Genomic DNA, 26,924 nt, shown 5'->3' with positions numbered 1-26,924 from the left:
CTTTGCATGGAGGCACGCACATGGGCTTTCGCATGGGGATCGTCGGGCTGCCGAACGTGGGCAAGTCCACCCTGTTCAACGCGCTCACGCGCACCGCCGCGGCGCAGGCGGCGAACTTTCCGTTCTGCACCATCGAGCCCAACGTGGGCGAGGTGGCGGTGCCGGACGCGCGGCTGGCGCGGCTGGCGGAGATCGCGAAGTCGGCGCAGGTGATCCCGACGCGGATGACCTTCGTGGACATCGCGGGCCTGGTGAAGGGCGCGTCGAAGGGCGAGGGGCTGGGCAACCAGTTCCTGGCAAACATCCGCGAGGTCGATGCCATCGCCCACGTGCTGCGCTGCTTCGAGGACGATGACGTCACGCACGTCGAGAACCGGGTCGATCCGGTGGCCGACGCCGAGACCATCGAGACGGAGCTGATGCTGGCCGACCTCGAGAGCATCGAGCGGCGGTTGCAGAACATCGTCCGCAAGGTGCGGGGCGGCGACAAGGAGGCGGTGCAGCAGGAGCGGCTTCTGAAAGAGGCCCAGGCGATGCTGGAGGCCGGCAAGCCCGCGCGCCTGGTCGAGGTGGATGCCGAGGACATGAAGGCCTGGCGGATGCTCCAGCTGCTGACCACGAAGCCGGTGCTCTACGTCTGCAACGTCGAGGAAGAGAACGCGGCCGAGGGCAATGCACAGTCGGCTCGCGTCGCCGAGATGGCCGCTGCCGAAGGCAATGCGCATGTCGTGATCTCCGCCAAGATCGAGGAGGAGATCAGCCAGCTCGAGGCGGAGGAAGCGGAGATGTTCCTCTCGGAGATGGGGCTGGAGGAGCCCGGGCTCGATCGCCTGATCAAGGCGGGCTACGGGCTGCTGCACCTTCAGACCTACTTCACCGTGGGGCCGAAGGAAGCCCGCGCCTGGACCATCCCGGAGGGCACGCTCGCGCCGCAGGCGGCCGGCGTGATCCACGGCGATTTCGAGAAGGGCTTCATCCGGGCCGAGACCATCGCCTACGACGATTTCGTCGAGCTGGGCGGCGAGCAGGCGGCCAAGGAGGCCGGGAAGATGCGCGCCGAGGGCAAGGCCTACACGGTCAAGGACGGGGACGTGCTGCACTTCCTGCACAGCTGAACGCGAGCCCCCGAGGGAGGCGACGATGAGCGATCTGCAACTCAGGGCCAATCCCGAGCGCGACCTCGCACCGCTCGCGGAGATGCTGTCGGACCCCGAGGACCTGGCGCTGGTCAACCCGAGCGCCAAGCATCCCTTCGATCCGCTGGAGTGGCAGGAGAAGTGGCTGAACGAGGCCGACGACGCCTCGTTCTACCTCGTGGACGAGACCGGCCGCGAGGTCGGGTTCTTCGCCCTGCGCGTCGGTGTCGGGCCGGAGGTGCGGCACCTGACCTATGTCTTTCTCGACGAAAGCGTCCGCGGCGGGGCAGGGGCCCTGGTGACCGAGCGGGTCGAGGAGGCGGCGCGGGGGCTGCAGGCGCTGACGGTGACGCTCAAGGTCGAGACGGACAACGCGCCGGCCCATGCGGCCTATCTCTCTGCCGGTTTCGAGGAGCTGTCGCGGCGCGGCGGCATGGCCACGATGCGCAAGGACCTGGACTGAGCGCAGCCTCCTCCGCGCGGCGCGCGACGTCGGCGGGCTCAGGCGGCGAGCTGGTCCAGCCTGGTGCGCGCGGCCTCGAGGTCGGCGACGAAGCGCCTTTCCTCCTCGACCTTCCGGTCGGCCTCGCGCACGCGCAGGATGAAGCTCGGGTGGACGGTCAGGAAGACCGGGCCGTAGCGCGTGTCCTCCACGGTGCCGCGGCGCTTCAGGATGCCGGCGCGGGTGCCGGTGAGCGTCTCCGCGGCGGTGCCGCCGAGGCCGAGGACCAGGGCGGGCTTCAGCAGTTCGATCTCGCGGGTGATCCACCAGCGAGCGTGTTCGATGTCGGCGCGGTCGGGGGACTGGTGGATGCGCCGCTTGCCTTTCACGGTGAATTTGAAGCGCTTCACGGCGTTGGTGACATAGGTTTCGCCACGGTCGATCCCGGCCTGAGCGAGGCAGCGGTCGAAGAGCTGCCCGGCGGGGCCGACGAAGGGGCGACCCTCGCGGTCCTCGACGTCGCCGGGCTGTTCGCCGACGACCATGAGCCGCGCGTCGGGCGGGCCTTCGCCGAGGACGAGCCGACCGTAGCCCTCGGGGGTCTCGCGGTTTTCCTCCGCGGCGCGTGTGGCGAGGTCGTCCCAGGTCATGCGCGCCTCAACGCGCGGGGCGGCGAGACGGTCCCGGACCCGCGCCGCGCGGGCGGGGGCGAGGGTCGGCGCGGCCTCCGCCATCTCGCGGGTACGGGCCTCGGCCGTCGCCAGCAGCTCCGGGATGTGGCGCGTCTCCGGCATGTTCTTCCAGTACTTGCGCGGCATCTCGGAGGTCATGGCGCGGACTTTCACCCGGGCGGGATTGAAGATGTTGCGGAAGTAGGTGCCCCAGAGTTCCTCGGCGGCGTCCTCCGGCAGGTCGGGGCGCGGGGCGCCCTCGCGGAACGAGAGCGTGCCGTTCTCGAAAACCGCGGTCGCGTCGGGCGTGGCGATGACCCAGTCCATGTCGGCGAAGCGGCGGGCGAAGAAGGGGGCCGTGGGCTCCAGCGTGTAATGCGTGGGCTCGAACCAGGCGGCGAAGCTGCGCCGGGGGGCGGGCCCGCCGTCCGGGCCGACGGGGCGCAGGTCGCGAAAGCGGACGAAGGCCTTCATCTTGTGCTGGCAGCGGCGAACGGCCTTCTCCATCTGTCGGAGCTTCGCGACCTGCGGATCGGCGCGGTCGGAGAGCAGGCCGGGCTGCGTGCGCAGGCGGCGAAGCAGGATGTAGAGGCGGGAGAACCGTTCGGGGTCCGCGTGCCAGATGACGGTATCGGCCAGCTCCACGAAGGCGCGGGAGACCTTCACCGGGCGGTCGCAGGGCGGCAGGGGCGCGCCCTCGAAGAGGCTGTCGGCGGCGGTGCCATGGTGCCAGGCGATCCGTTCGGGCGGCACCTGGGCCGCGAGGGCGGCGCGGACGGCGTCGCGCCAGGCGGTGGCGGTGCCGATGCGGGGCAGGGTGACCTGGTACATCAGAGGAGCTGCAGCTGCTCGGGCGGGGGCGCGAAGCGGGCGCGCAGGGCGGCGGAGTCGGTCAGCCCGCCGGGCGTCCAGTCCAGCAGTGTGACGAAGGGCGCGGCCTTCTTCAGCGAGGCGCCCATGCGGCGGAGGTCGTCGTAGCGCAGGCTGCGATGGCGGCGGGTGGCGAGGATGCGGGTCACGGTCTTGGTGCCGAAGCCCGGCACCCGCAGCAGGGTCTCGCGGTCGGCGCGGTTCACCTCGACCGGGAAAAGGTGGCGGTTGCGAAGGGCCCAGGCGAGCTTGGGGTCGAGATCGAGGTCGAGGTTGCCGTCGGGCCGGGCGGAGGTGATCTCGTCCACGCCGAAGCCGTAGAAGCGCAGCAGCCAGTCGGCCTGGTAGAGCCGGTGTTCGCGTGCGAGCGGCGGCTTGATGAGGGGCAGGGCGGCCGTGGCGTCGGGGATCGGCGAGAAGGCGGAGTAGTAGACCCGCTTGAGCTGGTAGTCGCCGTAGAGCCGGGTGGCATTGCCGAGGATCGTGGCATCGGTCGCGCCGTCGGCGCCGACGATCATCTGCGTGGACTGGCCGGCGGGGGCGTAGCAGGGCGGGCGCTTGCCGCGGTGACTGGGCTCTTTCCGGGCCTCGCGCTGCTGGCGCACGCCGCCCATGGCGCGGCGGATGGTGGCGGGGTCCTTTTCCGGCGCGTAGGTGCGCACGCTGGCGTCGGTCGGAAGCTCGACGTTGATCGAGAGGCGGTCGGCGTAGAGGCCGGCCTCGTCGATCAGCTCCTGCGCGGCATCGGGGATGGTCTTGAGGTGGATGTAGCCGCGGAAGTGCTCCTCTTCCCTGAGGCGCTTCGCGATGCGGACCATGTCGGCCATGGTGTCGTCCGGCGAGCGGATGATTCCGGAGGAAAGGAACAGCCCCTCGATGTAGTTGCGGCGGTAGAACTCCAGCGTGAGGGTCACGACCTCGTCGACGGAGAAGCGCGCCCGCTCGACGTTGGAGCTCACGCGGTTCACGCAGTAGGCGCAGTCGTAGATGCAGAAGTTCGTCATCAGGATCTTGAGCAGGCTGATGCAGCGGCCGTCCGGCGCGTAGGCGTGGCAGATCCCCGAACCCTCGGTCGAGCCGAGCCCCTTTCCGTCCCGCGAGTCGCGTCGGGACGTGCCCGAGGATGCGCAGGAGGCGTCGTAGCGGGCGGCGTCGGAGAGGATCGCGAGCTTTCGGTCGAGGGTGAGACGAGCCATGATGTTCATGTAATGTTCTTGTCGCTGCCCGCGCAAGGCCCCGCGACATCGCGGCGCGGTCAGTCGCCGTCCGCTTGCTCCAGGTGGTGGCGGATCTCGTCCTCGGAGAGGGGCCGCAGGCTGCCGTAGACATGACTCACGGCGTTCTGGTCGTTGAGGCGCGCGCGGCCGCGGAAGTCGCACCAGATCGTCTCGTCCTCGCGATCGAGGATGCGGCAGGTCACGGCGAAGGGCTCGCCGGTCTCGACCGTCGCCCGGTGGGCGGAGTCCACCCGCTCGCGGTCCTCGCGGTGAACTCGCATGAGCGAGGAGTCGAGGGTCGGTTCGTCCCTCTCCGGGTCGAAGCCGAGCAGCCGGTAGAAGCCGCGGGTCCAGTAGGCGCGTCGGTTCTCCACGTCGTAGGAGAAGGAGCCGATGCCGAAGTCGTCCTGCACCTCTTCCAGGTTGCGGATGAGCACGCGGTTCTGGATCCGGGCGCTGACATCCTGGAAGCCGCCGACGACGAAGCTCGGCTCCCCGGCCGCGTCCCGCACCAGCGCGCCGGCGGACTGGACATGACGCACGCCGCCCCCGCGGGGCATGAGACGGGCCTCGAAGGTGAAGGCCTCGCCGGTGTCGAGGCAGCGGTTCAGGGCCGCGTTCACGCGCTCCCGGTCGTCGGGATGGTAGTAGTTGATCGCCTCCTCGACGGAGGGCGCCGCCTCGTTCGGCGGGATGCCGTATATCTCGCTAACCCCCGGCGAGAATGTCAGCGCCCGGGTGCGCATGTTTAGCCGCCAGTAGGCGATGCCCGCGAGCTGCCACATGCGCTCCGCGGTGGCGCGGAACGGGCGGGAGTCGAATTCCAGCGTCGAGATCGTCAGTCCCATCAGGAACCCGAGCGAGTCGAAGTAGGGGGTTACGGTCAAGCCGTAGATGCTGTCGCTCGCCTCGGCGGGGCAGGTGATCTGCTCTCGGGTGCGCAGGACTTCGGAGGCCAGCTCGACCAGGTTCGGAAAGCCCTCGGGCAGCCGACAGGCGCCCAGGTGAACTCCCGAGGGCGGCAGGTCCTCGATCCCGCAGAAGGTCTTGGCCCGGTCGGAGGCGCGGCGCACGATGAGCGCGGTATCGACGACGAGCAGGACGTAGGGCGAGGCGGCGAGGATGGCGAGAAGCTCAGTGCTCACGCTCTGGAGCTCCGCCGCGCTGACCTGCATCTCCTCGTTGACGGTAATGAGCTCCTCGTTGGTCGACTGCAGCTCCTCGTTCGAGGTTTCCAGCTCCTCGTTCGTGGCTTGGAGTTCCTCGTTGGTGGATTGCATCTCCTCGTTGACGGACTGGAGCTCCTCGTTCGAGGTCTGCAGCTGCTCCACCGTCTGCTGCAGCGCGTCCCGCGTGCGGGCGAGTTCGTTCTCCAGCCGGGTGATGTAGTCGCGCTGTTCGGTCTCGCTCAGGCCCTCGACGTTTCTCTCAACCGGCTGGTCCAGGCGGGTCACGATGGAGAAGAGGACCAGGTCCTCGCCGCCGCTCTGGTTGGGGACCGGAAAGCACTCCAGCTGGACGCGATTGTCGCCGGTCCCCGGCTCGAACTCGTGCCAGCGCCCGGCCCGGCGGACGCGCTGCTTGAGCGTCAGGGCTGTCAGGCTGGTCGCCTCGTCCCGAAAGGGCCGCCGCAGCATGCGCGTGTTGAGCGAGAGCGCCCCCTTCTCTGTGATCTCGATGTAGGGAGAGATGTCGCCCAGGATCCGCACGATCCGCCCCTGCCGCGTGGCGAAGAAGCCGGTCGGCGCGACCGACCGCACGAGCTGTTCGTAGCGGAGGGCGTTCTCCTCCACCTCGGCGCTCACGGCCTCCCGGTTTCGCTGTCGCGTCGGCAGCGTCGCCGATCCGGTGAGGAAAGAGGCCTGGGTGGCCGCCACGCCGCTGCGCTTGGCGAAGACCCGGTCCGCGCCGGTCCGTGCTTCGAGACGCACGTCGAGGTTGGCGACGCTTTCGGCCGTCCCGAGGAACAGCAGCCCGCTCGGCGCGAGCGCGTAGAGCATCCGGCTCAGCACCTTCTCCTGCAGGGGCGCGTTGAAGTAGATGAGCAGGTTCCGCAGGCTGATGAGATCGAGGTGGATGAACGGCGGGTCCTGGAAGATGTTGTGCCGGGAGAAGAGCGTCACCGCCCGCAGCGGCCGCTTCACCCGCATCGTGTTGCCATCGACGTCGAAATAGCGGTCGGCCAGGCGTTCGGGGATGTCCTGCGTCGCGTTGACGGGGTATTCGCCGCGGCTTGCGACCTCGAGCGCCCGCTCGTCGATGTCGGTCGCGAAGATCTGGACGCGCTCCTTCGTCAGTTCCTCCAGTCCCCCGAGCGCCTCGGCCAACAGGATCGCGATGGTGTAGGCCTCTTCGCCGGTGGCACAGCCCGCGACCCAGACCCGGATGATGCGGTCGCCCGCGCGTTCGACGAGGCGCTCTATCTCTCGGGCCAGGTGCTCGAACTGCTCCGGATCGCGGAAGAAGCGGGTGACCGAGATCAGGAGGTCGCGGAACAGGATGTCGACCTCCTCCTCCTGCCGCCTGCAGTGGTCGACGTAGTCCTCGTACTCCTCGATCCCCAGCGCCGTCATGCGCCGCAGGATGCGCCGTTTCACCGTGTTCACCTTGTAGTCGCTGAAGTCGACGCGGGTCTTGGCGCGCAGGATCTGCAGCAGCTCGGAAAGCTCTCCTCCGGCCACGTCCAGTTTCTGCAGGGTTTCGACGTCGCCGGCACGGTCGAGGATGCGCTGCAGGTGCTCGCCGATCTGCTGGGGGCTGAGGGAGAGATCGATGCAGCCGGTGGCGACGGCGGAGGCGGGCATCCCGTCGTACTTCGCCGTTTCCCGCGACTGGGCGATGGTGATCCCGCCCGCCTCGCGCAGCGATTTCACGCCGTAGCTGCCGTCGCTTCCTGTGCCGGAGAGGACGATCCCCACGGCGGCCTCGCGCGCCTCCTCGGCCAGCGACTGGAACAGTCGGTCGGCGGAGGGCTTGGGCGTGGCCGGATGGCTCGAGGGACGCTTGAGCCGGATCATCCCGTCCTCGACCACGACGTCCCAGTTGGGCGGGGCGACATAGATCGTGTCCGGTTCAGGCGCGACGTCGCCGTCGATCTCCACGGCCGGCAAACGCGTCTCGTGCGACAGGAGGGAGGTGAGCAGGCTCTTGTGCGTGGGCGACATGTGCTGCGCGACGATGTAGGCGGCATTCGCCTTGCCGGGCAGGTTCTGCACCAGGAGCGACAATGCTTCGAGGCCACCGGCGGAGGCCGCGACGCCGACGAGACGCAAGGGGGATGAGGGAGAAGAGGCCGGTGTGGGGCCTGTGGTATCCGGCGAGTCGTTCATGCCATGCCGACCATGTCCTGAAGGCAATTGAGGGACGGTATCACTTTAGCCTAGGCACAACATCTTATGCGAGTGCCAGAGCAAATATAGTCTATTTTTGAGTGTGTTGCGCGGCACCCGTCCGTGCCGCACCGGCCATTAACTATTTAGAAACCAATTTCACCCAATGTCGGACGGGAGTGGTAGCGGGATAATTTCATGGGAAATCTCCGGCAATCGGACGGCGTTCCGGCAATGAGCAGCCTTGCCCTTACCATCGAGGAATCGGAGGGTGTTTTTTCACTCACGGGTCTGCAGCTCAACCAGGCGGAAGCGCGGGCGAAGCTCACTTTCGGCGGAGCGAAGCCGTTGGACGAGGTGCTGCGCCCTCGGGCGGTCCCGCAGGTGCGCCGGATGCTCGATGCGGTCGATCGCGACACCGGCGTCTGGAGCTTCCCGAACGACCGGGTCGTGATGTCGAACCTGGTGCTCTCGGAGCCGCGTCTCGTCGTCTCCCGCGTCACGGTCGAACCCGACGCCCGGCTCTTCGTCCTGCGCTTCCGGCGCCTCTTCGGCCTGATGACAGAGCTTCTCGACCCCTCGGTCACCATCGCGAACCCGCTGCGCAGCCAGCTGGAGGATCTGGCCTTCTCCACGATCGAGCAGGCGCTGCTGCCTCTCTTCAACATCGGCGAGTACATCGGCGTTCAGACCGCCGGTGGCGCTCCGGACGGGATTCCACAGGAGTCGCTGATGGAGGTGCTGAACGATCTCCGCGAAAGGATCGACGCGCTGCACCTGAACTACCTGGTCCTGTCACAGCACCTCTCCGGCCGATCCGAGCCGGGGGTGCACCGGCTTCCCGGCGATCTGCTCTCGATCGCGGAGGGTGGGCGCTGAAAGATCAGGGGCTGAGCCGGATGTCCGCGACGACCGGGTAGTGATCCGTGGGCCATTCGCCTTCGAAGCGCCGGCGGAGGACAAAGGGCCCCGCGGCCAGCTCCGCTTCGCCGGACAGCGCGATGTGATCGATCGCGCCGAAGAGATTGAGCCCCCGGTCGAAGTGGTAGGTCGCTCCACTGACGTCGGTGAACTCGAGTCCGGCCTCCTCCAGGATTTCCATCGTCGGCCTGCCTTCGAGCGCGTTGGTGTCGCCCATCAGGATCACGCTCTCGCCCGCGTCGATCCAGCCCGATATGCGGTCGCGGACGAGGGCGGAGGAGCGCAGGCGGTTCTCCCCACTGGCGTAGTCGAAGTGGATGTTGACCACCCTGAAACCAGCGCCGGTATTGCGGTCCTCGAAGGCGGCCCAGGAGGCGAAGGCCGGGTAGGAGCCATCGAAGGTGCGGGAATAGAGAACGTCGGGGGTCTCGGAGAAGAAGAACCAGCCCTGGTCGGCCTGGCGCAGGCGATCGGTGCGATAGAGGATCGGCTGGGTGGAGGGAAACTCGGCGGGGTCGCCGGCGGCCGCGACGGCGTAGCCTGGGTTGCGTTCCAGAAGCCAGTCCCGCGCAAGGTTCTCGTCCGAGGCGCGCCCGCCGCCGAAGCTCTCCATCTCCTGGAAGGCCACGAGATCGGCGTCCAGCGTCTTGAAGGCAGCGTCGAGCGGGCCGCGCCGGACCTGCCAGTCACCGACCGACCAGGGCCCCTCCGCGGCCCGCATCCGGATGTAATGGACGTTGTAGCCCGCGATCCGGAGCGTGCCTTCTGCCGGCTCGGGCAGCTCCGCGTCCCCCGAGTTTCGCCAGATCTGCAGGCCGAGCGCGAGCCCGAGCACCACGACCAGCACGCCGAGCCCCTGTCCCACGATGATTGCCGCACGCCGCATGGCCGTCCCTCCGGCAAGCAAGCCTAGCGTGCGGCCGGCGGGCGACCAGCGCGCGGGGAGTGGCGCTGGCCCGCGCGAGCGGTCAGGCCTCGCGCGGGAAGAGGTGGGCCGAGGCGCTGTCGAAGCTCAGGTCGAGGGGCTGGCCATCCTCGAAGACCTTGTCCTCCCCGAATGCGGCGATCAGCGGCGTGCCGTCGCGCAGGGCCAGGTCGACGACGGTCTCGGAGCCGAGACGCTCCGATATGCGGACCTCGCCGTGCAGCATCCCCGAGCCGGCGGGGGCGGGCTCCAGGTATTGCGGACGGACGCCGAGAACCGCCGTGCTCCCCTTGTCGATGGCGCGTCCGGCGGTCTTGACCACGATCGGCTCGAGCGAGGCGTTGCGCACGCGCGCTTCGCCGCCGTCCACCTCCATTACCTCCACATCGAGGAAGTTCATCGACGGCGCGCCGAGGAAACCGGCCACGAAGAGGTTCGCGGGATTGTGGTAGAGCTCCATCGGGGCGCCGACCTGCATGACGCGGCCTTCCTTCAGGACCACGATCTTGTCGGCCAGCGTCATCGCCTCGACCTGGTCGTGGGTGACGTAGACCATCGTCGCGCCGAGCTGCTTGTGCAGCTTTCCGATCTCCATGCGCATGTCCATCCGCAGGGCGGCGTCGAGGTTCGACAGGGGTTCGTCGAAAAGGAAGACCGAGGGGTTGCGCACGATGGCCCGACCGATGGCCACGCGCTGGCGCTGGCCGCCCGAGAGCTGCGAGGGCCGGCGGTCGAGCAGGTTTTCCATCTGGAGAATCCGCGCGGCCTCCTCGACCTTGGCGGTCTTCTCCGCCTTGCTCTCGCGCGCGATGGTCAGGCCGAAGCCGATGTTCTCGCGCACGGTCATGTGCGGGAAGATCGCGTAGGACTGGAAGACCATGCCGACGCCCCGTTCCTTCGGCTGCAGGTCGTTGACGACCCGTCCGCCGATGCTGAGCGTGCCGGAGGTGATGTCCTCGAGCCCCGCGATCATCCGCAGCAGGGTCGACTTTCCGCAGCCCGAGGGGCCGACGAAAACGGTGAACTCTCCGTCTTCGATCTCGATATCCACGCCCTTGATCACCTCGACGGCGCCGAAGCGCTTGGTGACGTTGCTCAGTTGCACATTCGCCATCGTGCCTACTCCTGGCTGTGCGGCGCGACCTGCAGGAGGCCATCCGCGGTCACGATCACCGGTTCGGGGTCAAGGATCTCTCCGACGAAGCGCGTCCCGTCCGGGTAGTCCGCGAAGCCCATGATCCGGAGACCCTCCGGGGTCTGCAGGATGCGGGCGGCATAGCGGCGGCAGGGCAGGTCGCCGTCGAGAAAGCCGGGGGCGACCCGCCAGGGGCCGCGCGGGGATTCGCCGATCAGGTAGTGGTTGCCGGTGACGGGGCCGCCCTCCAGGCCCTCCGCCTGCTCCTTGGAGAAGTGGTTCGCGGCGGTGCAGAAGAGGCAGTACCACGTGCCGTCCACCTCGAAGACCTGCGGCACTTCCAACTGGCCGAAGCCGCCGACGAAGACCGGCGGCTGCAGCTCCCAGGTCATCAGGTCTTTGGAGGTCGCGAAGCCGATGGCCCCGCCCGCGTTCGCCTCCGGGATGCCGGGCGCGCGCGCGGTAAAGAACATCAGCCAGCCGTCGCCCTCCGGGTCGCGCATGACCCAGGGATCGCGCATCGCCCGGTCGTGCCAGAACCCGCGCATCAGGTCCGCCTCGTAGTGCTCGGCGTTCGGACCGGCGAGATCGAGGCAGAGACCGTCGCCCACGCGGGTCCAGGAATGGAGATCGTCCGAGGTCGCGTGGCCGATCCGCTGGTAGAGGCCTTCCTCCGACTTCCGGGTCCCGGTGTAGAAGAGATGCCACTGGCCATCGTCGCCCCGGACCACCGAGCCGGTCCAGGTGGTGTAGTCGTCCCAGGCGGGGCCCTCGGACGGCGCGAAGCTGGTGCCGAGATGATCCCAGCTCACGAGATCCCGCGAGGTCGCGTGCCCCTGGCTGACGTTGAAGTGGCGCAGCTCCGGGTTGATCAGCGACTTCGGCGCCTTGAGGAAGAAGCAGTGCCAGAGGTCGCCGTCGTGGACGTACCACGAGTCCCAGATCCAGTCGTTTTCGAGGGCGATCGTCATAGTCGGATTATCCTTTCACGCCGGTGGAGGCGATGGAGGCGATGAATGCGCGTTGCAGGACGAGGTAGAAGGCCAGCACCGGGAGGGTGATGAGCGTCAGGTACGCCATGACCTCTCCCCAGGCGACGTTAAGCTGGAAGAAGTACTGGAGACCGACCATGACCGGCCGGTACTGCTCCTGCTGCACCACGATGAGCGGCCAGAGGTACTGGTTGTACATCACGAGGAACTTCAGGATCGCGGCGGTGGCGACGACCGGCCCCGAGAGGGGGAGGATCACCCGCCAGTAGATCTGGAACCAGGAGGCTCCCTCGACCCGGCTGGCCTCGACCAGCTCGCCCGGCAGGTCCTTGAAGTACTGCACGAAGAGGAAGACCGTCAGCCCGTCCGCGATCCAGGGAATGATCTGCACGCGGTAGGTGTTCAGCCAGGTCCACTCGATCCCGTCGAGCCCGATCCACGGCAGCTTGCTGACGATGAGCAGCAGCGGGATGGCGATGGTCTCGAAAGGCACGATGAGCGTGGCGAGGATGATCGAGAGGACCAGCTCGCGGCCGCGCCACTGCAGGAAGACGAAGGAGAAGGCGGCGAGCGAGCAGACCGCGAGGCTCAGCGCGACCGTGACTCCGGTCACGAGGACGGAGTTGAACACGAAGAGCCGGACCGGCGCGCGCTCGAAGGCCTCCACGTAGTTGGTGAGCCCCACGTCGCCCACCGGAAGGAAGGCCCGGAACGAGGAGGTGTCCGCAAGCAGCTGCTGGTCGGGCTTGAGGCTCGACATCACCATGAAGAGCAGCGGCAGCACGAAGATCAGCGCCACGAGGACCAGCACGAGGTAACGGACGAAGAGCCTCAGCCCACGGTTGTCGGGGGAAATGGCGGCCATGTCAGCGCTCCCGCGTCAGGTAGCGCTGGATCAGCGAGATCGTCAGCACCAGGAGGAAAAGGATCACCGAGATGGTCGAGCCGCCGGAGATGTCCTGCTTGCCGTAGCCGCGCTCCACCGCCTGGAAGACCATGGTCTGCGTGGAGTCGAGCGGCCCGCCGTTGGTCATCACGTCGATCTGCGCGAAGAGCGCGAAGCTCTGCATGGTGATGACGATCAGGATCAGCACGGCTGTGTTCCTGAGCCCCGGCCAGGTCACGTACCTGAAGGTCTGCCACTTGGACGACCCCTCGATCGCGGCGGCCTCGTAGAGCGTGGGCGAGATGGTCTGCAGTCCGGCGAGCCAGATCACCATGTGGAAGCCCACGGCCTGCCAGATCGACATCGCCATGATCGACCCCAGGGCGGTGTCGGGATCACCGAGCCAGTCGTGCCCCTCGAAGAGGCCGAAGCTGAGGAAGCCCAGGACCGCGTTAAGCAGCCCGTCCTGGCCGTCGTAGATGAACCGCCAGAGCAGCGAGACGACGACGATCGAGACCACGACCGGCATGAAGTAGATCGCGCGGAAGACGTTGATCCCCCGCAGGCGCTGGTTGATCAGCAAAGCGAGCCCGAGGGCGAAGGCGGCCTGGGTCGGCGCCACCACCAGAACGAAGAGCAGCGTGTTGGTGAGCGCTTTCCAGAAGACCACGTCGGAGGCGATGACCACCCGGGCATCGTCGCCCGACTGCCACCGGAACCACTCGCGCATCCCGTCGTACTGCGGGTAGTCGTCGGAGCGGGTGATCGACCGGACGCGGGGGTATTCGGCCGCGCCGTTCTCGTCACGGATGATCTCTCCGGCGTCGTCGCGCTCCGGTTCGAGCGTGACCACCGCGAGACTGAGCATCTCCTGATAGTTCTGCAGGCCGACGAACTCGGTCGGGTTCGGCGAGATCAGCCGCTGGTTCGTCAGGGAGAGCCAGAAGGCGAAGAAGAAGGGCAGGATGATGAACATCGCGATCAGGCCAAAGCCCGGCAGCGCGAAGAGCCATCCGGCCCGGTTCGATTGGGTCAGCTTGGTCGCCATCTCTCGCCCATCCGACATGATGCGTTGAGGCGCCTGGTTCGAGGCGCGGGGGCGGCCCCCCGGCGCGAGGCCGGGGAGCCGCGGTCGGGATCACTCGTGGCCGTAGCCCTGGTTCGCCTCGATATCGCTGTCGATCTCGTCGACCGCGGCATCGAGGGTGTCCGCCGGGTCGGCGCCGTTGGCGATGTCGGCCAGGGCCTTCGTGAAGACCTTGGACTGGACGACGTAGCCGGGGGTCACCGGACGGAGCTGCGCCTGCTCGTCGGAGAGGTCGAAGAAGACCGCGAGCGGGCCGCCCTCGGCGTAGTTCTCCGTCATCTGCGCGGCGGAGGGGGTCGAGGGGATCAGGCCGATGCCGTCCGAGAACGCGGCAAGGTACTCGTCCTGCAGCGCGTGCTCGATGAAGGCATTCGCGCCCTCGGGAGTCGGGCAGCTCTCGGAAATGCCGAACTGCCAGGAGCCGCCGCCGATGTAGTTCCCCGCGCCGAAATCGGGCGCCGGAAGGAAGATCACGTCATCGACCTCTTCCATCGTCGCCACCGCGCGCCAGTTGCCGTTCCACTGGAAGGCGAAGCTGCCGTCGATGAATCCGGTCTGCTGGTCCGCCGGATCCTCGGAGGTGCCGGGGGCGTAGCCCTCCTCGAAGAGCGAGGCCCACCATTCGCCGAACTCGAGGCCCGCTTCGCCGTTCAGCGCGCCCTCGGCGGTGGTGTAGCTCTCGCGGTCGACGAGGCTGCCGCCGTGCGACCAAAGGAACGGCAGGAAGGCGTAGGGATACCACTCGCCCTGGTCGTTCATGCCGAGATCGAGCGCATAATCGTAGTTGCCGCTGGCCTTGGCGGCCTCCAGCGCGGCCATGAACTCTTCCCCGGTCCAGGGCTCTTCGAGCGTCGGGCGGCGCAGGTCGAGTTCCTCGAGCGTGGATTCCCGGGCGTAGAGCGCGACGGCCGCGTCCCAGAGACCGACCGAGTAGAGCTCGCCGTCCCACATGCCCAGCGTGCCGGGCAGAAAGTCCTCGATGAGGCTCTCGTCGATGTTGAGCGGCTGCATGTAGCCCGACCAGGCCCAGTTCGGCATGATCGGCCCGTCGACGTCGAGGATGCAGGGCAGGTTGCCCGCCAGGGCGGCGGCGACGACGGAGTCGTTGTAGCTCTGCTGCGGGAAGCTCTCGACGACGACGGTCCAGTCGCTCTGCGCCGCGTTGAAGTCCTCGACGATGCCGTTGAGGATGTTGCTTTCCACCTCGTTGCCGGCCCCGTGGTACCACATGGTGACCTCGGTCTGCGCCATGGCGGCACCCGCCGTGGCGGCGTAGGCGACGAGAGCGCCTGCTGTGAGCCTGTTCATCTTCATGATCTCCTCCCTTGGGTATGAAGTCTCTTCACTCATCTCGCGGTCACCGAGGACCGCCAGACAACGGGCCCCGGGATCCGGACAGGGTCGTCCGTCCCCGGGGGGTCTTTCGCGATGATGCCGAGCAGGCGCCGCGCGGCCCGGCGCCCGAGCTCGCGGTAGGGCAGCTCGACGGTGGTCAGCGGCGGAAACAGGGTCTCCGCGATGGCGCGGTAGTTGTCGAAGCCCGCCACCGAGATCTCTTCGGGCACCTCGACGCCGCGCGTGCGCAGCAGCCCGTAGAGCCGCATCGCCATCTCGTCGTTGCCGCAGCAGATGACGCTGGGCGGCTCGGGCAGCTCGAGCAGCCGGTTCAGCGCGGAGGTCATCGGGGTATGATCCTCGCGGTAGGCCTCCAGGATCAGGTCCGGATCCACCGATAGCCCCGCGTCGGCATGGGCGTCGCGGTAGCCCTCGATCCGCAGGCCGGTCGCATCCATGTAGTTTCCGAGGGTCAGGTAGCCGATCCGGCGATGCCCCGCCTCGATGAGCCGGGCGACGAGACTGCGCTGGCAGCTCCGGTCGTCCGGCAGAACGCTGGGCGTGCCGATGGTGTCGTAGCAGTTGGCAAGGACGACGGGCGGGCCGCCGGGCCGTACCTCGAACCGCGTCTGCCGGTGGTAGTCCGCGACGTAGATCAGGCCTTCGACCCGGTGCTGCCGGAAGGTCGAGACGAGCGCGGGTACGCGGTCGGACCGGCCTCCGGTGTCGGAGATCATCAGCGTCTTGGCCTCTTCGGCGAAGATCTCCTGAACCCCCTGGACGATGTAGAGTTCGGGCAGGCCCTTCGGATCGCCGGCCTCCGGGGTGTTGGAGATCGCCCCGGTGATCAGCCCGATCAGGCCCGACCTGTTCGAGCGCATGACCCGGGCGGCGTTCGAGGGGACGTAGCCCAGGCGGGAAATCGCGTCCTGGACCGCCTCCCGCGTGGTGCGGCCCACGGGCGCGTCGTCGTTGAGCACGCGCGACACCGTCTTCGGCGAAACGCCCGCTGCTTTCGCGACATCGTAGATCGTCGCCATCGGCTCCTCCCAGGTCATTCCACCGTCTGCGCACGACCGCGACATCGATGTCATGACACCGATGTCAGTACATCGGACAGAGGGCCCGAGTCAACGTTTCCGATCGGTCGGCCGAGTCGCAAAGTGCCACGCCGTGTGGCGTGGCACTGCAGTGGGTTTCAGTCTCTGTCGGTTGGAAGGGGGCGCTGCCCCCTCTGGCGAAAGCCGGGGCTTTCGCCATTCACCCCCGCGATACATCGAGACGATGAAGGGGAGGCGCGCCCTAGCGCGGCAGCTGTGCGATATCCCGGCCGTCGATGTTCGACAGGACGGCGTAGGCCAGCGCACCGGCCGCGTCGTAGGTCGCCGTGGAGGCCAGCGACCGGGGCAGGAAGACCACCTGGTCCTCGCGGCAGGCGTGAAGGGCCTCGCACCAGGAGGGCAGGACGCTGGCCATCGCCGCGCGCGCGTCCGCAACTGTCTCGCCGCGATCGGGCCGGTAGGTGACGAAGATCAGGTCGGCGTCGAACTCCGGCAGCCGCTCGGCCGAGAAGCTCTGGCGCGCGTTGCCTTCGATGGCATTCTGGATGTCGGGGAAGGTGAAGCCCGCGTCGCGCAGGACCTTGCCCAGGGTGCCGTAGGTGTTCCAGACGAGCAGCTGGCCGTCGTAACCCTGGATCACCGAGACGCGGGTGTTCTCGGTATCGACCACCTGCCGGATCAGGTCGATCTGCGCATCGTAGCGCGACTGAAGCGCCTCGAGCCGGTCCGTCGTGCCGGTGAGCTCGGCGATGCGGGCGTAGACCTCGAAGTCCTCGGTTTCGGAGATGTCGAAGACGTAGGTCGGCGCGATTTGCGAGAGCTGCTCGGGGTCGGCGGTCTGCCAACTGGTCGTGAGGATGAGATCCGGCTGCGCCTCGGCCACGGCCTCGAGATCGGCGGGCAGGTTTCCGGCGAAGGCGATGTCGGAATTCCCGAAGTCCACGCCGGTCGCGGTGGCCGACGAGCGGATGTAGGGCGTGCCGTCCTCGGTCGTGCGGCCGTGGGAGGCCACCGGCGTCACGCCCAGCTCCAGCAGGGCCACGGTGAGCGAGGTGTCGTGCAGCGAGGCTATGCGCTGCGGGTCGGCGGGGATCTCGACCGCGCGGCCGAGATCGTCGGTCACCGTCCGGGTCTCCTGCGCCTGGGCGGCGACCGCGCCGCCGAGCACCGCGGCGAGCAGGCCGATCATGAGAATGTAGAGCCGGGTCATGACTGTCTCCTTGAGCTTGCTGGATTATTCGGCCGCCGGCGGGCGGGCGTCGGCGTGGGTCTCCGGATCGCCGTCGAGCGCGGCCTCGATCATCGGCACGAGGCGCTCGACCGCGTAGGGGATCGAGAGCAGCGAGGCGTGGGAGAAGGCGCCCGAGAGCTCGAAGTCGAGGAAGATCTCGCGTCCCTCCTGAGCCGCTGGCAGGAAGTCCCGCGCGGCGAGCTCGGGGATCTGGGCGTAGGTGCCGTCGTTCTGCGGCAGCCAGATCAGCAGGTCGGTGTCGATCGGCGAGAGGTCCTCCGGCGAGAAGGTCACGGCGAACTCGTTGCCGGTGACGAGGTCGTCGATCTTCTGGGGCGGCTGGAAGCCCATGTCGGCCAGCAGCTGCGGCCGCACGTCGCTGGAGGTGTAGGCGCCCGGCTCGCCGCTGCGCACATAGGCGACGGCGACGGTCTTGCCCTGCCACTCGGGGTGGGCCTCCGCGACCGCCTCGAGCTCGGCCTCGACCTCCGCGATCTTCTCCTCGGCCTCCGCCTCGCGGCCCACGGCGCGTCCCGTGAGACGCGCGCGCTCGTCCCAGGGCAGGGCGTAGTCGCCCACGCCCTCGGGCACGGCGACGACCGGCGCGATGAGGCTGAGGCGCTCGTATTCATCGGCGGTGATGCCCGACCAGAGCGCGACGATCACGTCCGGGTCCTGCGCCGCGATGGTCTCGAAGTCGAGCTGGCCGCGCAGGATCGGCGGCTCGGTCTCGAGCAGCGGCTGCGCCCAGGGCCAGACCGACTGCGGGTAGTCGCCGTACCAGTGGCGGATCGTCACCGGCTGAATGCCGAGGGCGAGCAGGTCGTCGGCGCCGGCGAAGTCGACGGAGGCCACGCGCTCCGGCGGCTCCTCGATGACGGTCGTGCCGAACTTGTTCTCCATGGTCAGGGGATACTCCTGGGCCAGGAGCGGTCCGGCGCAGAGGACGAGGGCGGTGGTCAGGCGAAGCATGCGGTCTCCTTTCGATGTGGTGAGGTCAGGCGGCGGCGCGGCCGTGGCGACGTCTCAGGTCCTCGCGGAGGAGGGCCTCCCGGCTGTCGTCGTCGCGCAGGACGCAGGTGGCGCAGGTCTCCGCGCCGGCGGTGTAGTAGCGGCAGCAGCCCCCGCGCTTGGCCGCCCAGTCCGAGACCGTCGGATCCTCGGGCAGGGTCACGCGGACGAAGCCGTTTTGCGGGGCGTGGAGCGGGCTGGAAGGGTCGCGGAGCGGGCCAAGGGCGATCCGCATCGCCCGTTCCGGGCATCCCAGGACGCGGCCCTGGGCGAGCAGGCAGGCGGAGAGGGCGTCCCCGACCAGCCGCCAGAGCGCGCCGCGCGAGAGGCCGGAGCGGTCGGTGAGCGTCGTGACCAGGGGCGCGAGCCAGGTGGTCAGGGTGCGTTCGAGGTCGGCGGCGGGGTCCGGGCTTGGTATCGCCGCGCCGCCCGATAAGTGGAGGTCGTAGGCGGAGGCCCTGCCGCTACGCTCGCCGAAGCTCCAGCGTTCTTCGCGGCGGCTGACGGCGACGCCGGTCGTCGGCAGGGAGCCGGAAGCGTATCCGCGCAGGGCGAGGAAACCGGCGCACTCGACAAGGCTCCAGGACAGCCGCCCGAGGAGGAAGGCGGCGGCCAGCTTCCGGTCGGCACCGGACACCTCTGCCTGTTCCGCCGCGAGCCAGTCGCGGAGCGGGGCAGCGTCCGGCTTGGACAGATGCAGGGCATCCGCCGGGGCGGGGCCGTCCGAGAGGCGGGCGCCGAATGCGCTCCTGACGTCCGGCCGATCGGCGCAGGCGGTGACGAGGGACGGAGGCCTCATCGCGCCGCCTCTCGCGAGGCGGGGAGAGACACGGTGCCCACCGTCGCGCGCCAGCCGGTGCGCGGCGTGATATCGCTGCCCGAGGAGAGGCCGTTGCAGTTTCCGTGGGCGCGCACCTCTTCCGGCGCGACCGAGACCTCGGCGACGGCCCGGCCGCAGAGGACCCGGAAGCGTCCGGTCGTCGTGTCGCGCTCGACCGTGGCGCGGCCCCGGATGCCGGCGGCGGCAAGGTGGCGAAGACCGGCGACCTCGGCCGCCTGGGCGGCGGGAGCGAGGTCGGCGGCCCCGCGGTAACAGGGCAGGTAGGGCCGTCCCGCCGCCTCGGCGGCGAGGAAGGCGGGGACGTCCTCGGGGCGCATCCGGCCGTACTTGCGGCGGGAGGGCAGGACCAGGACGCCGGCCGAGAGGCGGCAGCCGCCGATATGCGTGACCTCCCAGGCCTCGGCGAGACCGGTCGCCCGGGTCTCGCGGTCCAGGGTCTTGTAGAGGGGAAAGCCCCACTTCGCGCAGCAGCGGTCGTGCTTGCCATGGGTGCAGCAGAGGATCTGCATCCGGCTCTCCGGGCGCAGTCCGGCGCGGGTCAGGGCCGGGCCGCCGCGCACGACCGCGTCGATCACGGCGGCGAGGTCGCCGGTCGCCACCTCGGTCGAGCGTGCGCCGGGGCCGACATGGACCCGGTGACGGCCCGGCGTCTCGCCCTTGCGGTCGATAAGGTTCACGCGCCATCCCGCCTCGGCGGCGCGGGTGACGGCGGCCTCGACCTCGGGTGGCATGTTCTCGGCGACGCGGGCCGAGAAGCGCCACTTCGACTTGGGCCAGCGGACGAGAAGAACCTTCTCCGGATGCGCGCCCCAGCCCGCGAGCCTCTCGCCCGCCGCGAGACTGCCTTCTGTGCAGAAGCGGACCGTCACGCCAGGCTCACAAGGCGGCGGCTTTGGGTCCTAGGGGCAGGCGTGGGCACGGCGGAGACTCCTGCGGCGAAGCGGTTCTCCTCGATTCCCTACTAAATCTGTTGGGCTTTGCAAGCGAAGCTGAGTAATTCGGTCGGAATTCCTTCGCGTCCGCCTTTCACGGACGGGTCCGAGGCTCACCGCGGCGCGCGATCCGAGGCCATGGCCCTGAGGATGAAGCGCGCATTGGACCCGGCGTCTGCGAGCATCACAACCACGCCCGCGATGGAGCCGACGTAGGTATTGTAGATGACCCAGAGGAGGCTGCCGGCGAGGAAGCCGCTTCGGGCGGCAAGGCCTTCGAGCCTGAACACGGAGAGCGTTCCCAGCACGACGGCCGCCAGCGGCAGCAGGTCCCAGATGTTTTTCCAGCCGATCACGGCGGCGGCCACGTAGAAGGCGATGAACAGCAGTGCCAGGGCCGGGGCGCGGAGGCGGATGCCGCAGAAGTTCCGCAGCGCCGTGACGAGGTTGATCCCGGCGGCGGCGGGCGCGGCCAGGAGAAGGAAATGCAGCGACCAGGCCAGGGCCGAGGCGCCCAGGGTGGCGAGCATCGGCGTCCGCCGGGGCATCTGGAAGGCGAGCACGCCGAGCATCGCGGCCAAGGCGCCCACGGCCTGGCCCGTCCAGAAGAGCGTATCGCCCACGCGGCTCAGTCCCCGCGCGGGATGCGCGCCGGGAAGACGTTCTCGGGGATCGGAATGGCGCGGCAGCGGGCGTGGATCTCTTCGTAGGGGCCGCGGATCTCTTCCACGGAGGCCTCCGCGGCCTCGATGGCCGGACGCAGCTCGGCGGCGGTTGCCTGGATCCGGTCGATCAGCGCGGCCTCGTCGATCTTCGTCAGCGTACCGTTCTCCACCACGATTTCTCCGTCGATCAGCAGGTGACTCAGCGCGCGCCCGGTCTCGGCCATTGCGAGCTGGCGCATGGGGTCGTTGAGCGGCGCGAAGGCGATGGAGCGGGTGTCGTAGAGCGCGATGTCGGCCTTCGCGCCCTCCGCGATGCGGCCCAGCTCCGGCCGGCCGAGCGCGTCGGCCCCGCCCTCGGTCGCAGCGCGGAAGGCCTCGGCGGAGGTCACCCAGGTCCGGTGGTCGGCATCGTGCAGGCTGTGCAGCAGGCCGGTGTTCGCGAGCACCCGGAGCATGTCCACCGACTCGATGGACCCGCAGCCGTCCGTGCCGAGAGAGACGTTGATTCCCCGCTCAAGCATCTCGCGCATGGGCATCAGCCCGCTGCCGAGCTTGAGGTTGCTGTTGGGGTTGTGCTGGACGCTCGCCCCGCTGGCCGCGATGAGGTCCAGCTCCTCGGGGCTCACCCAGACGCCGTGGATGACCGAGGTCGCAGGCTTCAGGAAGCCGATCCGCGACAGGTACTCGATCATCGTCGAGCCGTAGAACTCGAAGCCCGTGACGACCTGCATCCGCGTCTCCTGGACGTGGATCATCACCGGCACCTCGTGCCGGTCGGCCATGTCGCGCACCCGGAGCAGGAAGTTCTCGGTGCAGCGTTGGGGTGCGGAGGGGGCGGCGATGTAGGCGACGCGGTTCTCGCGATGGTGCCGCGTGGTGGCGAGTCGTTCCGCGAACTCGAGGACCTCGTCGGAGGGCGTCGGACGGGTGCCTTCCAGCTCGGCCAGTACCTCGGCGGGGAAATGCTCCTCCACGAAGGGGACGCCGCGAAAGAAGGGCCGGTCGAAGAGCGTGATCCCGACGTGGGCGCGCAGGCCCGCGTCCTCGTAGGCGCGGAAGGCGGCATCGACGTGGGCCGGGTCGAGGTGCGGGCTGACGTTAAGGTCGTCCACGATGGTCGTCGTGCCCGACCGCAGCGCCTCGATCGCGCTGACCATTGTCCGGAGGTACACTTGCTCCGGCGTCACGGGCACCGGCTTCAGCGGACGGACGAGGTTCATCCAGAGCTCCAGCGGCAGGCTCTCGAACCGCCCCTTCTGGAAGTTCTCGTGACTGTGGTGATGGCCGTTCACGAAGCCCGGAACGGCGAGATGATGCGTGCCGTCTATCACCCGGACCGCCTCGGTCCGACGGATGCCGGCGGGCGCGACCGACTCGATCCGGTCGCCCGAGATGTCGATGTCGACCCGGCGGCAGGGAGCGCCCGCGCCGTCGGGAAGCTTGGCGAGAACGTTCGCGATGCGCAGGTCCGTCATGCCGTCCTCCCGGTGACGCGGACGGGGCCCCGAGGCCCCGCCCGTCCGGTTCCGGACCCGATCACTCCGCGGCGCCGGTCATTTCCGCGACCGCGGCCATCGCCTCGACCTCGGAGGCCCAGAGTTCCGCGAACTCCTCGTGGTCGGCAAACTGGATCGACGAGCCGATCCGCCCGATCAGACGGAGGAAACCCTCGTCTTCCATGAGCGCCTCGAAGCTGTCGGAAAGCTCCGCGATCACCTCGGGCGGCGTGCCGGCCGGGGCCATGGCGCCGCGCCAGAACTGGAAGACCACGTCGTATCCCGCCTCGGGGCAGGTCGGCACCTCGGGCAGCGCCTCCATGCGCTCGGTGTCGGTCACGCAGAGCGGCACGAGGTCGCCGCTTTCGATGTGCTCGCCGACGACGGAGATGTCCCCGGCATAGGCCATGGTCTCGCCGCCCAGAAGGCGGGCGACCGCCGGACCGCCGCCGCCGTACTCGACGCCGGTCATGTCCGCTCCCGAGCGCGCCTTGAGCAGTTCGAACACGGTGTAGGTCCAGCCGTTCAGGTTGTCCGAGCTGTAAGTCAGGTCGCCGGGGTTCTCTTCGGCATAGGTGACCATCTCCTCGAGCGTGGAGAAGGGGCTGTCGGCGCGGGCCACGAAGATCGCAGGGCTGTAGTTGATCCGGGCCACCGGCACGAAGTCGTCGATGTCGTAGGCGAGGTCCTCGACCTGCGGGCGCAGCGAGTTGATCGTCGGGTCGCCGAAGAGAAGCGTGTAGCCGTCCGGATCGGCCTGCGCGACCTCGGTCGCCCCGACCGCGCCGCCGCCGCCCGCGCGGATCACCGAGACGAGCGAGACGCCGAAGTGCGGCTCGGCGGCCGTGGTGATGATGCCGGCATGCAGGGAGTGCGAGCCGCCCGGCGGATAGGGGGTCACGAATTCGATCTGCCGGGTGGGAAAGTCCTCCTGGGCCAGGCCGGGAACGGCGGCTCCGGCGGACAGGGTCGTCGCGAGAAGCAGTTTCTTGAGCGTCATGATGTTTTCCCTTTCGATGGCGCTTGGTGGATCCGCTGCAGGCCGCGCCAGATGAAGAGCGCGATCAGCAGGCAGAGAACCGTCAGGAGCGCGAGCGCCCCGGGACGGGTGACGAAGATGTCGAAGGAGCCGCGCGAGACGGTCAGCGCCTGGCGCAGCGAGTTTTCCAGACCGGGCGCGAGCAGCATGCCGATGACGAGTGGCGGGATCGGCATGCCCGTCTTGCGCATCGCATAGCCGGCGATGCCGCCCGCGAGCATGATGACGAGGTCGAAGGCCGCGTTGTTGACGGCATAGGCCCCGGCGAAACAGAAGGCCGCCACCACCGGGTAGAGCAGGTTGGCGGGGATCAGGACGATGTGCTGCAGGTAGCGGATCGCGAAGATCCCCACGCCCAGCAGCAGCACGTTCGAGACGAAGAGGAAGGCGAAGAGCGCGTAGACCGTCTCGGCGTCGCGCGAGAAGAGGAGGGGGCCCGGCGTCAGGCCCTGGGCCATGAAGGCCCCCAGCAGGACCGCCGTGATCGTGTCGCCCGGAATGCCGAAGACCGTCATCGGGATCAGCGCCGCCGGGCAGACGGCGTTGTTGCCCGCCTCGGCGGCGGCGACGCCCTCGGGCGCGCCCTTGCCGAAGCGCTCGGGAGTCGCCGAGGCGCGCCGGGCGAGGCCGTATGAGACCCAGCAGGAGATTTCCGCCCCCAGTCCCGGCAGGCTGCCGAGCGAGGTCCCTATGCCGGTGGAGCGCAGGATCGTGGGCAGCAGCCCGCGGAAGCCCCGGAGCGAGACCCCGGTCTCGCGCGCGTCTCCCGGCATCTTCGGCGACCGTTGAGGGGTGCGCAGGTCGTCCTCCGCCCGGAGCATGATCTCGCTCAGGGCGAACATGCCGATCAGCAGAGGGATCAGCGAGATGCCTCCCAGCAGGACGGGCAGTCCGAAGGTATAGCGCTGGGCCCCGGACATCGGGTCGAGCCCGACGAGCGCGATCATGACGCCGAGGGCGGCCGCGATGAGGCCCTTGAGCATGTCGTCGCCCGAGACGGCCGCGACCATGGTCAGCGCGAGCGCGTAGAGCAGGGTGAATTCGGCCGAGCCCACCTTGATGGCAACGGCCGCGAGCGGGGCGGCGACGAGGACGAGGACGATCGTGGCGAGGAAGTCGGCGATGACGGAGGCGAAGAGGCTGATCTCCAGCGCCTCTCGCGCCCGCCCGCTGCGCGCCATGGCGTTGCCGTCGGCCGCCGTGGCCGCGGCCGCCGCCGTTCCCGGCGTGTTGATCAGGATGGCGGGGATCGAGCCCGCGTAGATCGCGCCCTTGTAGACGCCCAGCAGGAACGGCAGGCCGATCAGCGGCTCCATGATGAAGGTGAAGGGCGCCAGCACGGCCACGGCCATGGTCGCCGTGAGCCCCGGCAGCGCCCCGACGAAGAGCCCCGCCAGAAGGCCGATCAGGGCAACCCCGATGACCACCGGGTCCAGGATCAGCTGGAAGCCTGAGGCGAGATCGGCCAGCATCTAGAAGGGCCCCGTCGGTAGCAGCACGCCCAGCACGCCGTCGAAGAGCAGGTAGATGCCGACCGGGAGGACCACGGCCAGGCCGGCGACCGTCAGGCCGTTCCGGTTGCCGAAGGCGACCGAGAGCGTGGCGATCAGCACCGCGGCGGCGGCGATATAGCCGACCCAGAACATCAGGAGCGTCGATCCGGCGAGCGCGCCGGTCACGGCGAGGACACGTCTCGGCTCACCCACGCTGAACGCGGGCGCGGCCTTGAGCAGGCCGCGGATGAGCAGGGCGAGGGAGAAGAGGGTCACGGCCGCGCCGGAGAGGATGGGAAAGAACGCCGGCGACCGGACGTCGCCGAAGTTCGCGAAGCCATCCTCCTGCACCTGCGCGGGGACCATGGCGAGCGCGGTGAGGCCCAGCGCCAGGGTGACCGCGCCGGTCACGGTATCGGCGTTCACGACACGGGCTGGCGATCCCTCGGGGTGCGGCATTCGACCTCCAGATTGCATGCAAAAATCACGCTAGCAAGAGGGTCGCGGAACACAAAGTTCAAATAGTTAACAGAAAATATACAAATAAAACATCAAGATAAAAGGCATTTCGCTAGGTCTGCGTGAGTCGCTCCCCGGCCCTCCGGACCGATGATTGCCGTTGATCGCCAAAATCTTGTATGCAATATTTCGGTGGTTGAGTGTGCTGACGCGGAGGCGAACATTGCAGGAAACCAGTCACGGCGCGTCCGCCGTCCCGGCCTACCGCATCGGGATGCTGACCCCCTCGTCCAACACGGTCCTGGAGCCTGCGACGAACACCCTGATCGCGCCGTTGGCTTCGCAAGCCAGTGTCCATTTCGGGCGATTCCGGGTCACGCGGATCGCGATGGACGACGCCTCCGACGAGCAGTTCGCCGACGATGCGATCCTGACCGCCGCCGACCTGCTGGCCGACGCCTGTCCCTCCATCATCGCCTGGAATGGCACGGCCGCCAGCTGGCGGGGGTTCGAGACCGACACCCGCCTCTGCGAGATGATCGAGGCGCGGACAGGCTGCCCGGCAACCTCCGCGATCATGGGCCTCAACGAGGCCTTGTCGCTCTTCGCGGTGCGCAGGCTCGGGCTCGTGACGCCCTATACCGGGGACGTGCAGGAGGCGATGATCGCGAACTATGCGACCCTCGGGATCGAGGTCGCCGCGGCCCGGCGCGCGGATCTGTCGGACAACTACTCCTTCGCGACGGTCGAGGCCGGGACGGTCCAAGAGATGTGCCGCGAGGTGGCCTCCGACGGCGTCGACGCGGTCGCGGTGGTCTGCACGAACATGCGCGGCCCCCTGATCGCCCGCGCCGTGGAGGACGAATTCGATGTCCCCGTGATCGACTCCATCGCCGTCACCCTCTGGACCGCGCTGCGCAGGCTCGGGGTCGACACCCGGCCGCTGGCGCGGTTCGGGCGCCTGTTCGAGGCGGGGGCGGCATGAGCGGAGAGAGCCAGATGGCACCGTCCTCGGCCTCGTCCTCCGCCTTACGCCCGGATCGCGCGCGCGGCCTGCACGACTACCTCGTCGCCGGGATCCGGGACATGATCCTGAAAGGCGAACTCGAGGCCGGCGCGCGCCTCGGGGAGGCCGATCTCTGCGGCCGGTTCGAGGTCTCGCGCACCCCGCTCCGGGAGGCGCTCAAGGCGCTCTCGGGCGAGGGGCTCGTCCTGCTGCAGCCCAATCGGGGCGCAACGGTCGCCCCGCTCGACCCGGTGAGGCTGAGGGACGTTTTCGAGGCGAAGGGCGCCATCGAGCATTTCATCGGGCTGAACGCCGCGGTGCGCGCCTCCGATGCCGAGATCGCCGGGCTTCAGGAGTTGCACGAAGCCCTCGTCGCCGCGGAAGAGGCCGAGGCGCCGCAGGACTACACCGAGTTGAACGAGGCCTATCACCTGGAGCTCGCGCGGCTGGCAGGGAACGAGGAGCTCCTGAAGACCTATGAGCGCCTGCAGCACAACATCCTGCGCGCGCGTCACCGCATCAACGACGACCCCTCCCGGGTGCGGGCCTCGCTGGCCGAGCACGAACGGATCATGCTGGCCCTGACGGCGCGGGCGCGGCTCGACCTTGCCGAGCGCCTCGTGGCCCACAACGAGGCGACGGCCGCCGCCGTTCTCGCGAAGATCGCCGTTTGATTTCGGCGCCTTGCGTGCTTGACGTGCGGTGCCGCCACCATCGGCGCCGCACCTGTACGGCATCTGGGTA

The 26,924-nt window shown here is 68.7% G+C and carries 24 protein-coding genes; 5 read left to right on the top strand and 19 right to left on the bottom strand.

Annotation, left to right across the window (positions count from 1 at the left end; all coding sequences use genetic code 11):
- Positions 1-20: 20 nt before the first annotated feature.
- Both ychF and F3S47_RS11670 read left to right on the top strand, forming a co-directional pair.
- Entirely contained in the window at positions 21-1,115 is a 1,095-nt protein-coding gene (gene ychF / locus F3S47_RS11675; RefSeq protein WP_150445434.1) for a redox-regulated ATPase YchF, read from the top strand.
- Between the two features lie 25 nt (positions 1,116-1,140).
- On the top strand, positions 1,141-1,599 hold the full coding sequence (locus tag F3S47_RS11670) for a GNAT family N-acetyltransferase (RefSeq protein ID WP_150445433.1): 459 nt from the start codon (positions 1,141-1,143) through the stop codon (positions 1,597-1,599).
- Between the two features lie 38 nt (positions 1,600-1,637).
- Here F3S47_RS11670 and F3S47_RS11665 read toward each other — a convergent pair whose 3' ends face one another.
- From F3S47_RS11665 to F3S47_RS11655, 3 genes are read right to left on the bottom strand one after another with little or no spacing between them, the layout of a single operon-like run.
- On the bottom strand, positions 1,638-3,080 hold the full coding sequence (locus F3S47_RS11665; protein ID WP_150445432.1) for a UdgX family uracil-DNA binding protein: 1,443 nt from the start codon (positions 3,078-3,080) through the stop codon (positions 1,638-1,640).
- Positions 3,080-4,315, bottom strand: coding sequence for a putative DNA modification/repair radical SAM protein (locus tag F3S47_RS11660; RefSeq protein WP_150445653.1), 1,236 nt, complete (start codon positions 4,313-4,315; stop codon positions 3,080-3,082). The genes F3S47_RS11665 and F3S47_RS11660 overlap by 1 nt, the downstream gene beginning before the upstream one ends.
- Before the next feature lie 59 nt (positions 4,316-4,374).
- On the bottom strand, positions 4,375-7,665 hold the full coding sequence (locus F3S47_RS11655) for a chemotaxis protein CheB (RefSeq protein ID WP_150445431.1): 3,291 nt from the start codon (positions 7,663-7,665) through the stop codon (positions 4,375-4,377).
- A gap of 234 nt (positions 7,666-7,899) precedes the next feature.
- Between F3S47_RS11655 and F3S47_RS11650 the strand changes: the two genes are divergently transcribed.
- Entirely contained in the window at positions 7,900-8,544 is a 645-nt protein-coding gene (locus F3S47_RS11650) for a hypothetical protein (RefSeq protein ID WP_150445430.1), read from the top strand.
- Positions 8,545-8,548: 4 nt separating this feature from the next.
- Here the strand turns inward: F3S47_RS11650 and F3S47_RS11645 are convergent, their stop codons facing one another.
- The 16 genes from F3S47_RS11645 to F3S47_RS11570 form a co-directional block, all read right to left on the bottom strand.
- Positions 8,549-9,472 (bottom strand): exonuclease/endonuclease/phosphatase family protein, encoded by a 924-nt coding sequence (locus F3S47_RS11645; RefSeq protein WP_150445429.1) that lies wholly within the window; start codon positions 9,470-9,472, stop codon positions 8,549-8,551.
- 82 nt (positions 9,473-9,554) lie between these two features.
- Positions 9,555-10,625: an ABC transporter ATP-binding protein gene (locus F3S47_RS11640; protein ID WP_150445428.1), complete on the bottom strand. Its 1,071-nt coding sequence runs from the start codon at positions 10,623-10,625 to the stop codon at positions 9,555-9,557.
- A 5-nt stretch (positions 10,626-10,630) separates the two neighbouring features.
- Entirely contained in the window at positions 10,631-11,617 is a 987-nt protein-coding gene (locus tag F3S47_RS11635; protein WP_150445427.1) for a glycoside hydrolase family protein, read from the bottom strand.
- A gap of 7 nt (positions 11,618-11,624) precedes the next feature.
- On the bottom strand, positions 11,625-12,503 hold the full coding sequence (locus tag F3S47_RS11630) for a carbohydrate ABC transporter permease (RefSeq protein ID WP_150445426.1): 879 nt from the start codon (positions 12,501-12,503) through the stop codon (positions 11,625-11,627).
- A 1-nt stretch (position 12,504) separates the two neighbouring features.
- Positions 12,505-13,572 (bottom strand): carbohydrate ABC transporter permease, encoded by a 1,068-nt coding sequence (locus tag F3S47_RS11625; protein WP_150445425.1) that lies wholly within the window; start codon positions 13,570-13,572, stop codon positions 12,505-12,507.
- Positions 13,573-13,662: 90 nt separating this feature from the next.
- Positions 13,663-14,925, bottom strand: a complete 1,263-nt coding sequence (locus F3S47_RS11620) for an extracellular solute-binding protein (protein ID WP_150445424.1) — start codon at positions 14,923-14,925, stop codon at positions 13,663-13,665.
- 32 nt (positions 14,926-14,957) lie between these two features.
- On the bottom strand, positions 14,958-15,986 hold the full coding sequence (locus F3S47_RS11615) for a LacI family DNA-binding transcriptional regulator (RefSeq protein ID WP_150445652.1): 1,029 nt from the start codon (positions 15,984-15,986) through the stop codon (positions 14,958-14,960).
- A 262-nt stretch (positions 15,987-16,248) separates the two neighbouring features.
- Complete coding sequence (locus F3S47_RS11610) at positions 16,249-17,217, bottom strand: ABC transporter substrate-binding protein (protein WP_150445423.1); 969 nt, start codon at positions 17,215-17,217, stop codon at positions 16,249-16,251.
- A 24-nt stretch (positions 17,218-17,241) separates the two neighbouring features.
- Positions 17,242-18,210 carry an ABC transporter substrate-binding protein gene (locus F3S47_RS11605; protein ID WP_150445422.1) on the bottom strand — a complete coding sequence of 323 codons (969 nt, stop codon included), beginning with the start codon at positions 18,208-18,210 and terminating at the stop codon, positions 17,242-17,244.
- Between the two features lie 25 nt (positions 18,211-18,235).
- The gene (locus tag F3S47_RS11600) at positions 18,236-19,048 is read right to left on the bottom strand and encodes a (2Fe-2S)-binding protein (protein WP_150445421.1); all 813 of its coding nucleotides are present in this window, start codon (positions 19,046-19,048) and stop codon (positions 18,236-18,238) included.
- Complete coding sequence (locus F3S47_RS11595; RefSeq protein ID WP_150445420.1) at positions 19,045-19,959, bottom strand: sucrase ferredoxin; 915 nt, start codon at positions 19,957-19,959, stop codon at positions 19,045-19,047. The genes F3S47_RS11600 and F3S47_RS11595 overlap by 4 nt, the downstream gene beginning before the upstream one ends.
- 176 nt (positions 19,960-20,135) lie before the next feature.
- Entirely contained in the window at positions 20,136-20,645 is a 510-nt protein-coding gene (locus tag F3S47_RS11590; protein ID WP_150445419.1) for a YgjV family protein, read from the bottom strand.
- Between the two features lie 5 nt (positions 20,646-20,650).
- Positions 20,651-22,162 (bottom strand): amidohydrolase family protein, encoded by a 1,512-nt coding sequence (locus F3S47_RS11585; protein WP_150445418.1) that lies wholly within the window; start codon positions 22,160-22,162, stop codon positions 20,651-20,653.
- A 61-nt stretch (positions 22,163-22,223) separates the two neighbouring features.
- Positions 22,224-23,183 carry a Bug family tripartite tricarboxylate transporter substrate binding protein gene (locus F3S47_RS11580; RefSeq protein WP_150445417.1) on the bottom strand — a complete coding sequence of 320 codons (960 nt, stop codon included), beginning with the start codon at positions 23,181-23,183 and terminating at the stop codon, positions 22,224-22,226.
- Positions 23,180-24,694, bottom strand: a complete 1,515-nt coding sequence (locus F3S47_RS11575; protein WP_150445416.1) for a tripartite tricarboxylate transporter permease — start codon at positions 24,692-24,694, stop codon at positions 23,180-23,182. Before F3S47_RS11575 ends, F3S47_RS11580 begins: the two co-directional genes overlap by 4 nt.
- Positions 24,695-25,174 (bottom strand): tripartite tricarboxylate transporter TctB family protein, encoded by a 480-nt coding sequence (locus F3S47_RS11570; RefSeq protein WP_191090166.1) that lies wholly within the window; start codon positions 25,172-25,174, stop codon positions 24,695-24,697.
- Between the two features lie 223 nt (positions 25,175-25,397).
- On the opposite strand from F3S47_RS11570, the gene F3S47_RS11565 reads away from it, so the two are divergent.
- Complete coding sequence (locus F3S47_RS11565) at positions 25,398-26,159, top strand: maleate cis-trans isomerase family protein (RefSeq protein WP_223877804.1); 762 nt, start codon at positions 25,398-25,400, stop codon at positions 26,157-26,159.
- Positions 26,156-26,854, top strand: a complete 699-nt coding sequence (locus F3S47_RS11560; RefSeq protein WP_223877803.1) for a GntR family transcriptional regulator — start codon at positions 26,156-26,158, stop codon at positions 26,852-26,854. Before F3S47_RS11565 ends, F3S47_RS11560 begins: the two co-directional genes overlap by 4 nt.
- The last annotated feature ends 70 nt before the right edge of the window (positions 26,855-26,924 follow it).

Origin of the sequence: Histidinibacterium aquaticum (genome assembly GCF_008710275.1) — a bacterium.
Lineage (GTDB): Bacteria > Pseudomonadota > Alphaproteobacteria > Rhodobacterales > Rhodobacteraceae > Oceanicola > Oceanicola aquaticus.
This window is presented reverse-complemented; position numbering and strand designations above follow the sequence as displayed.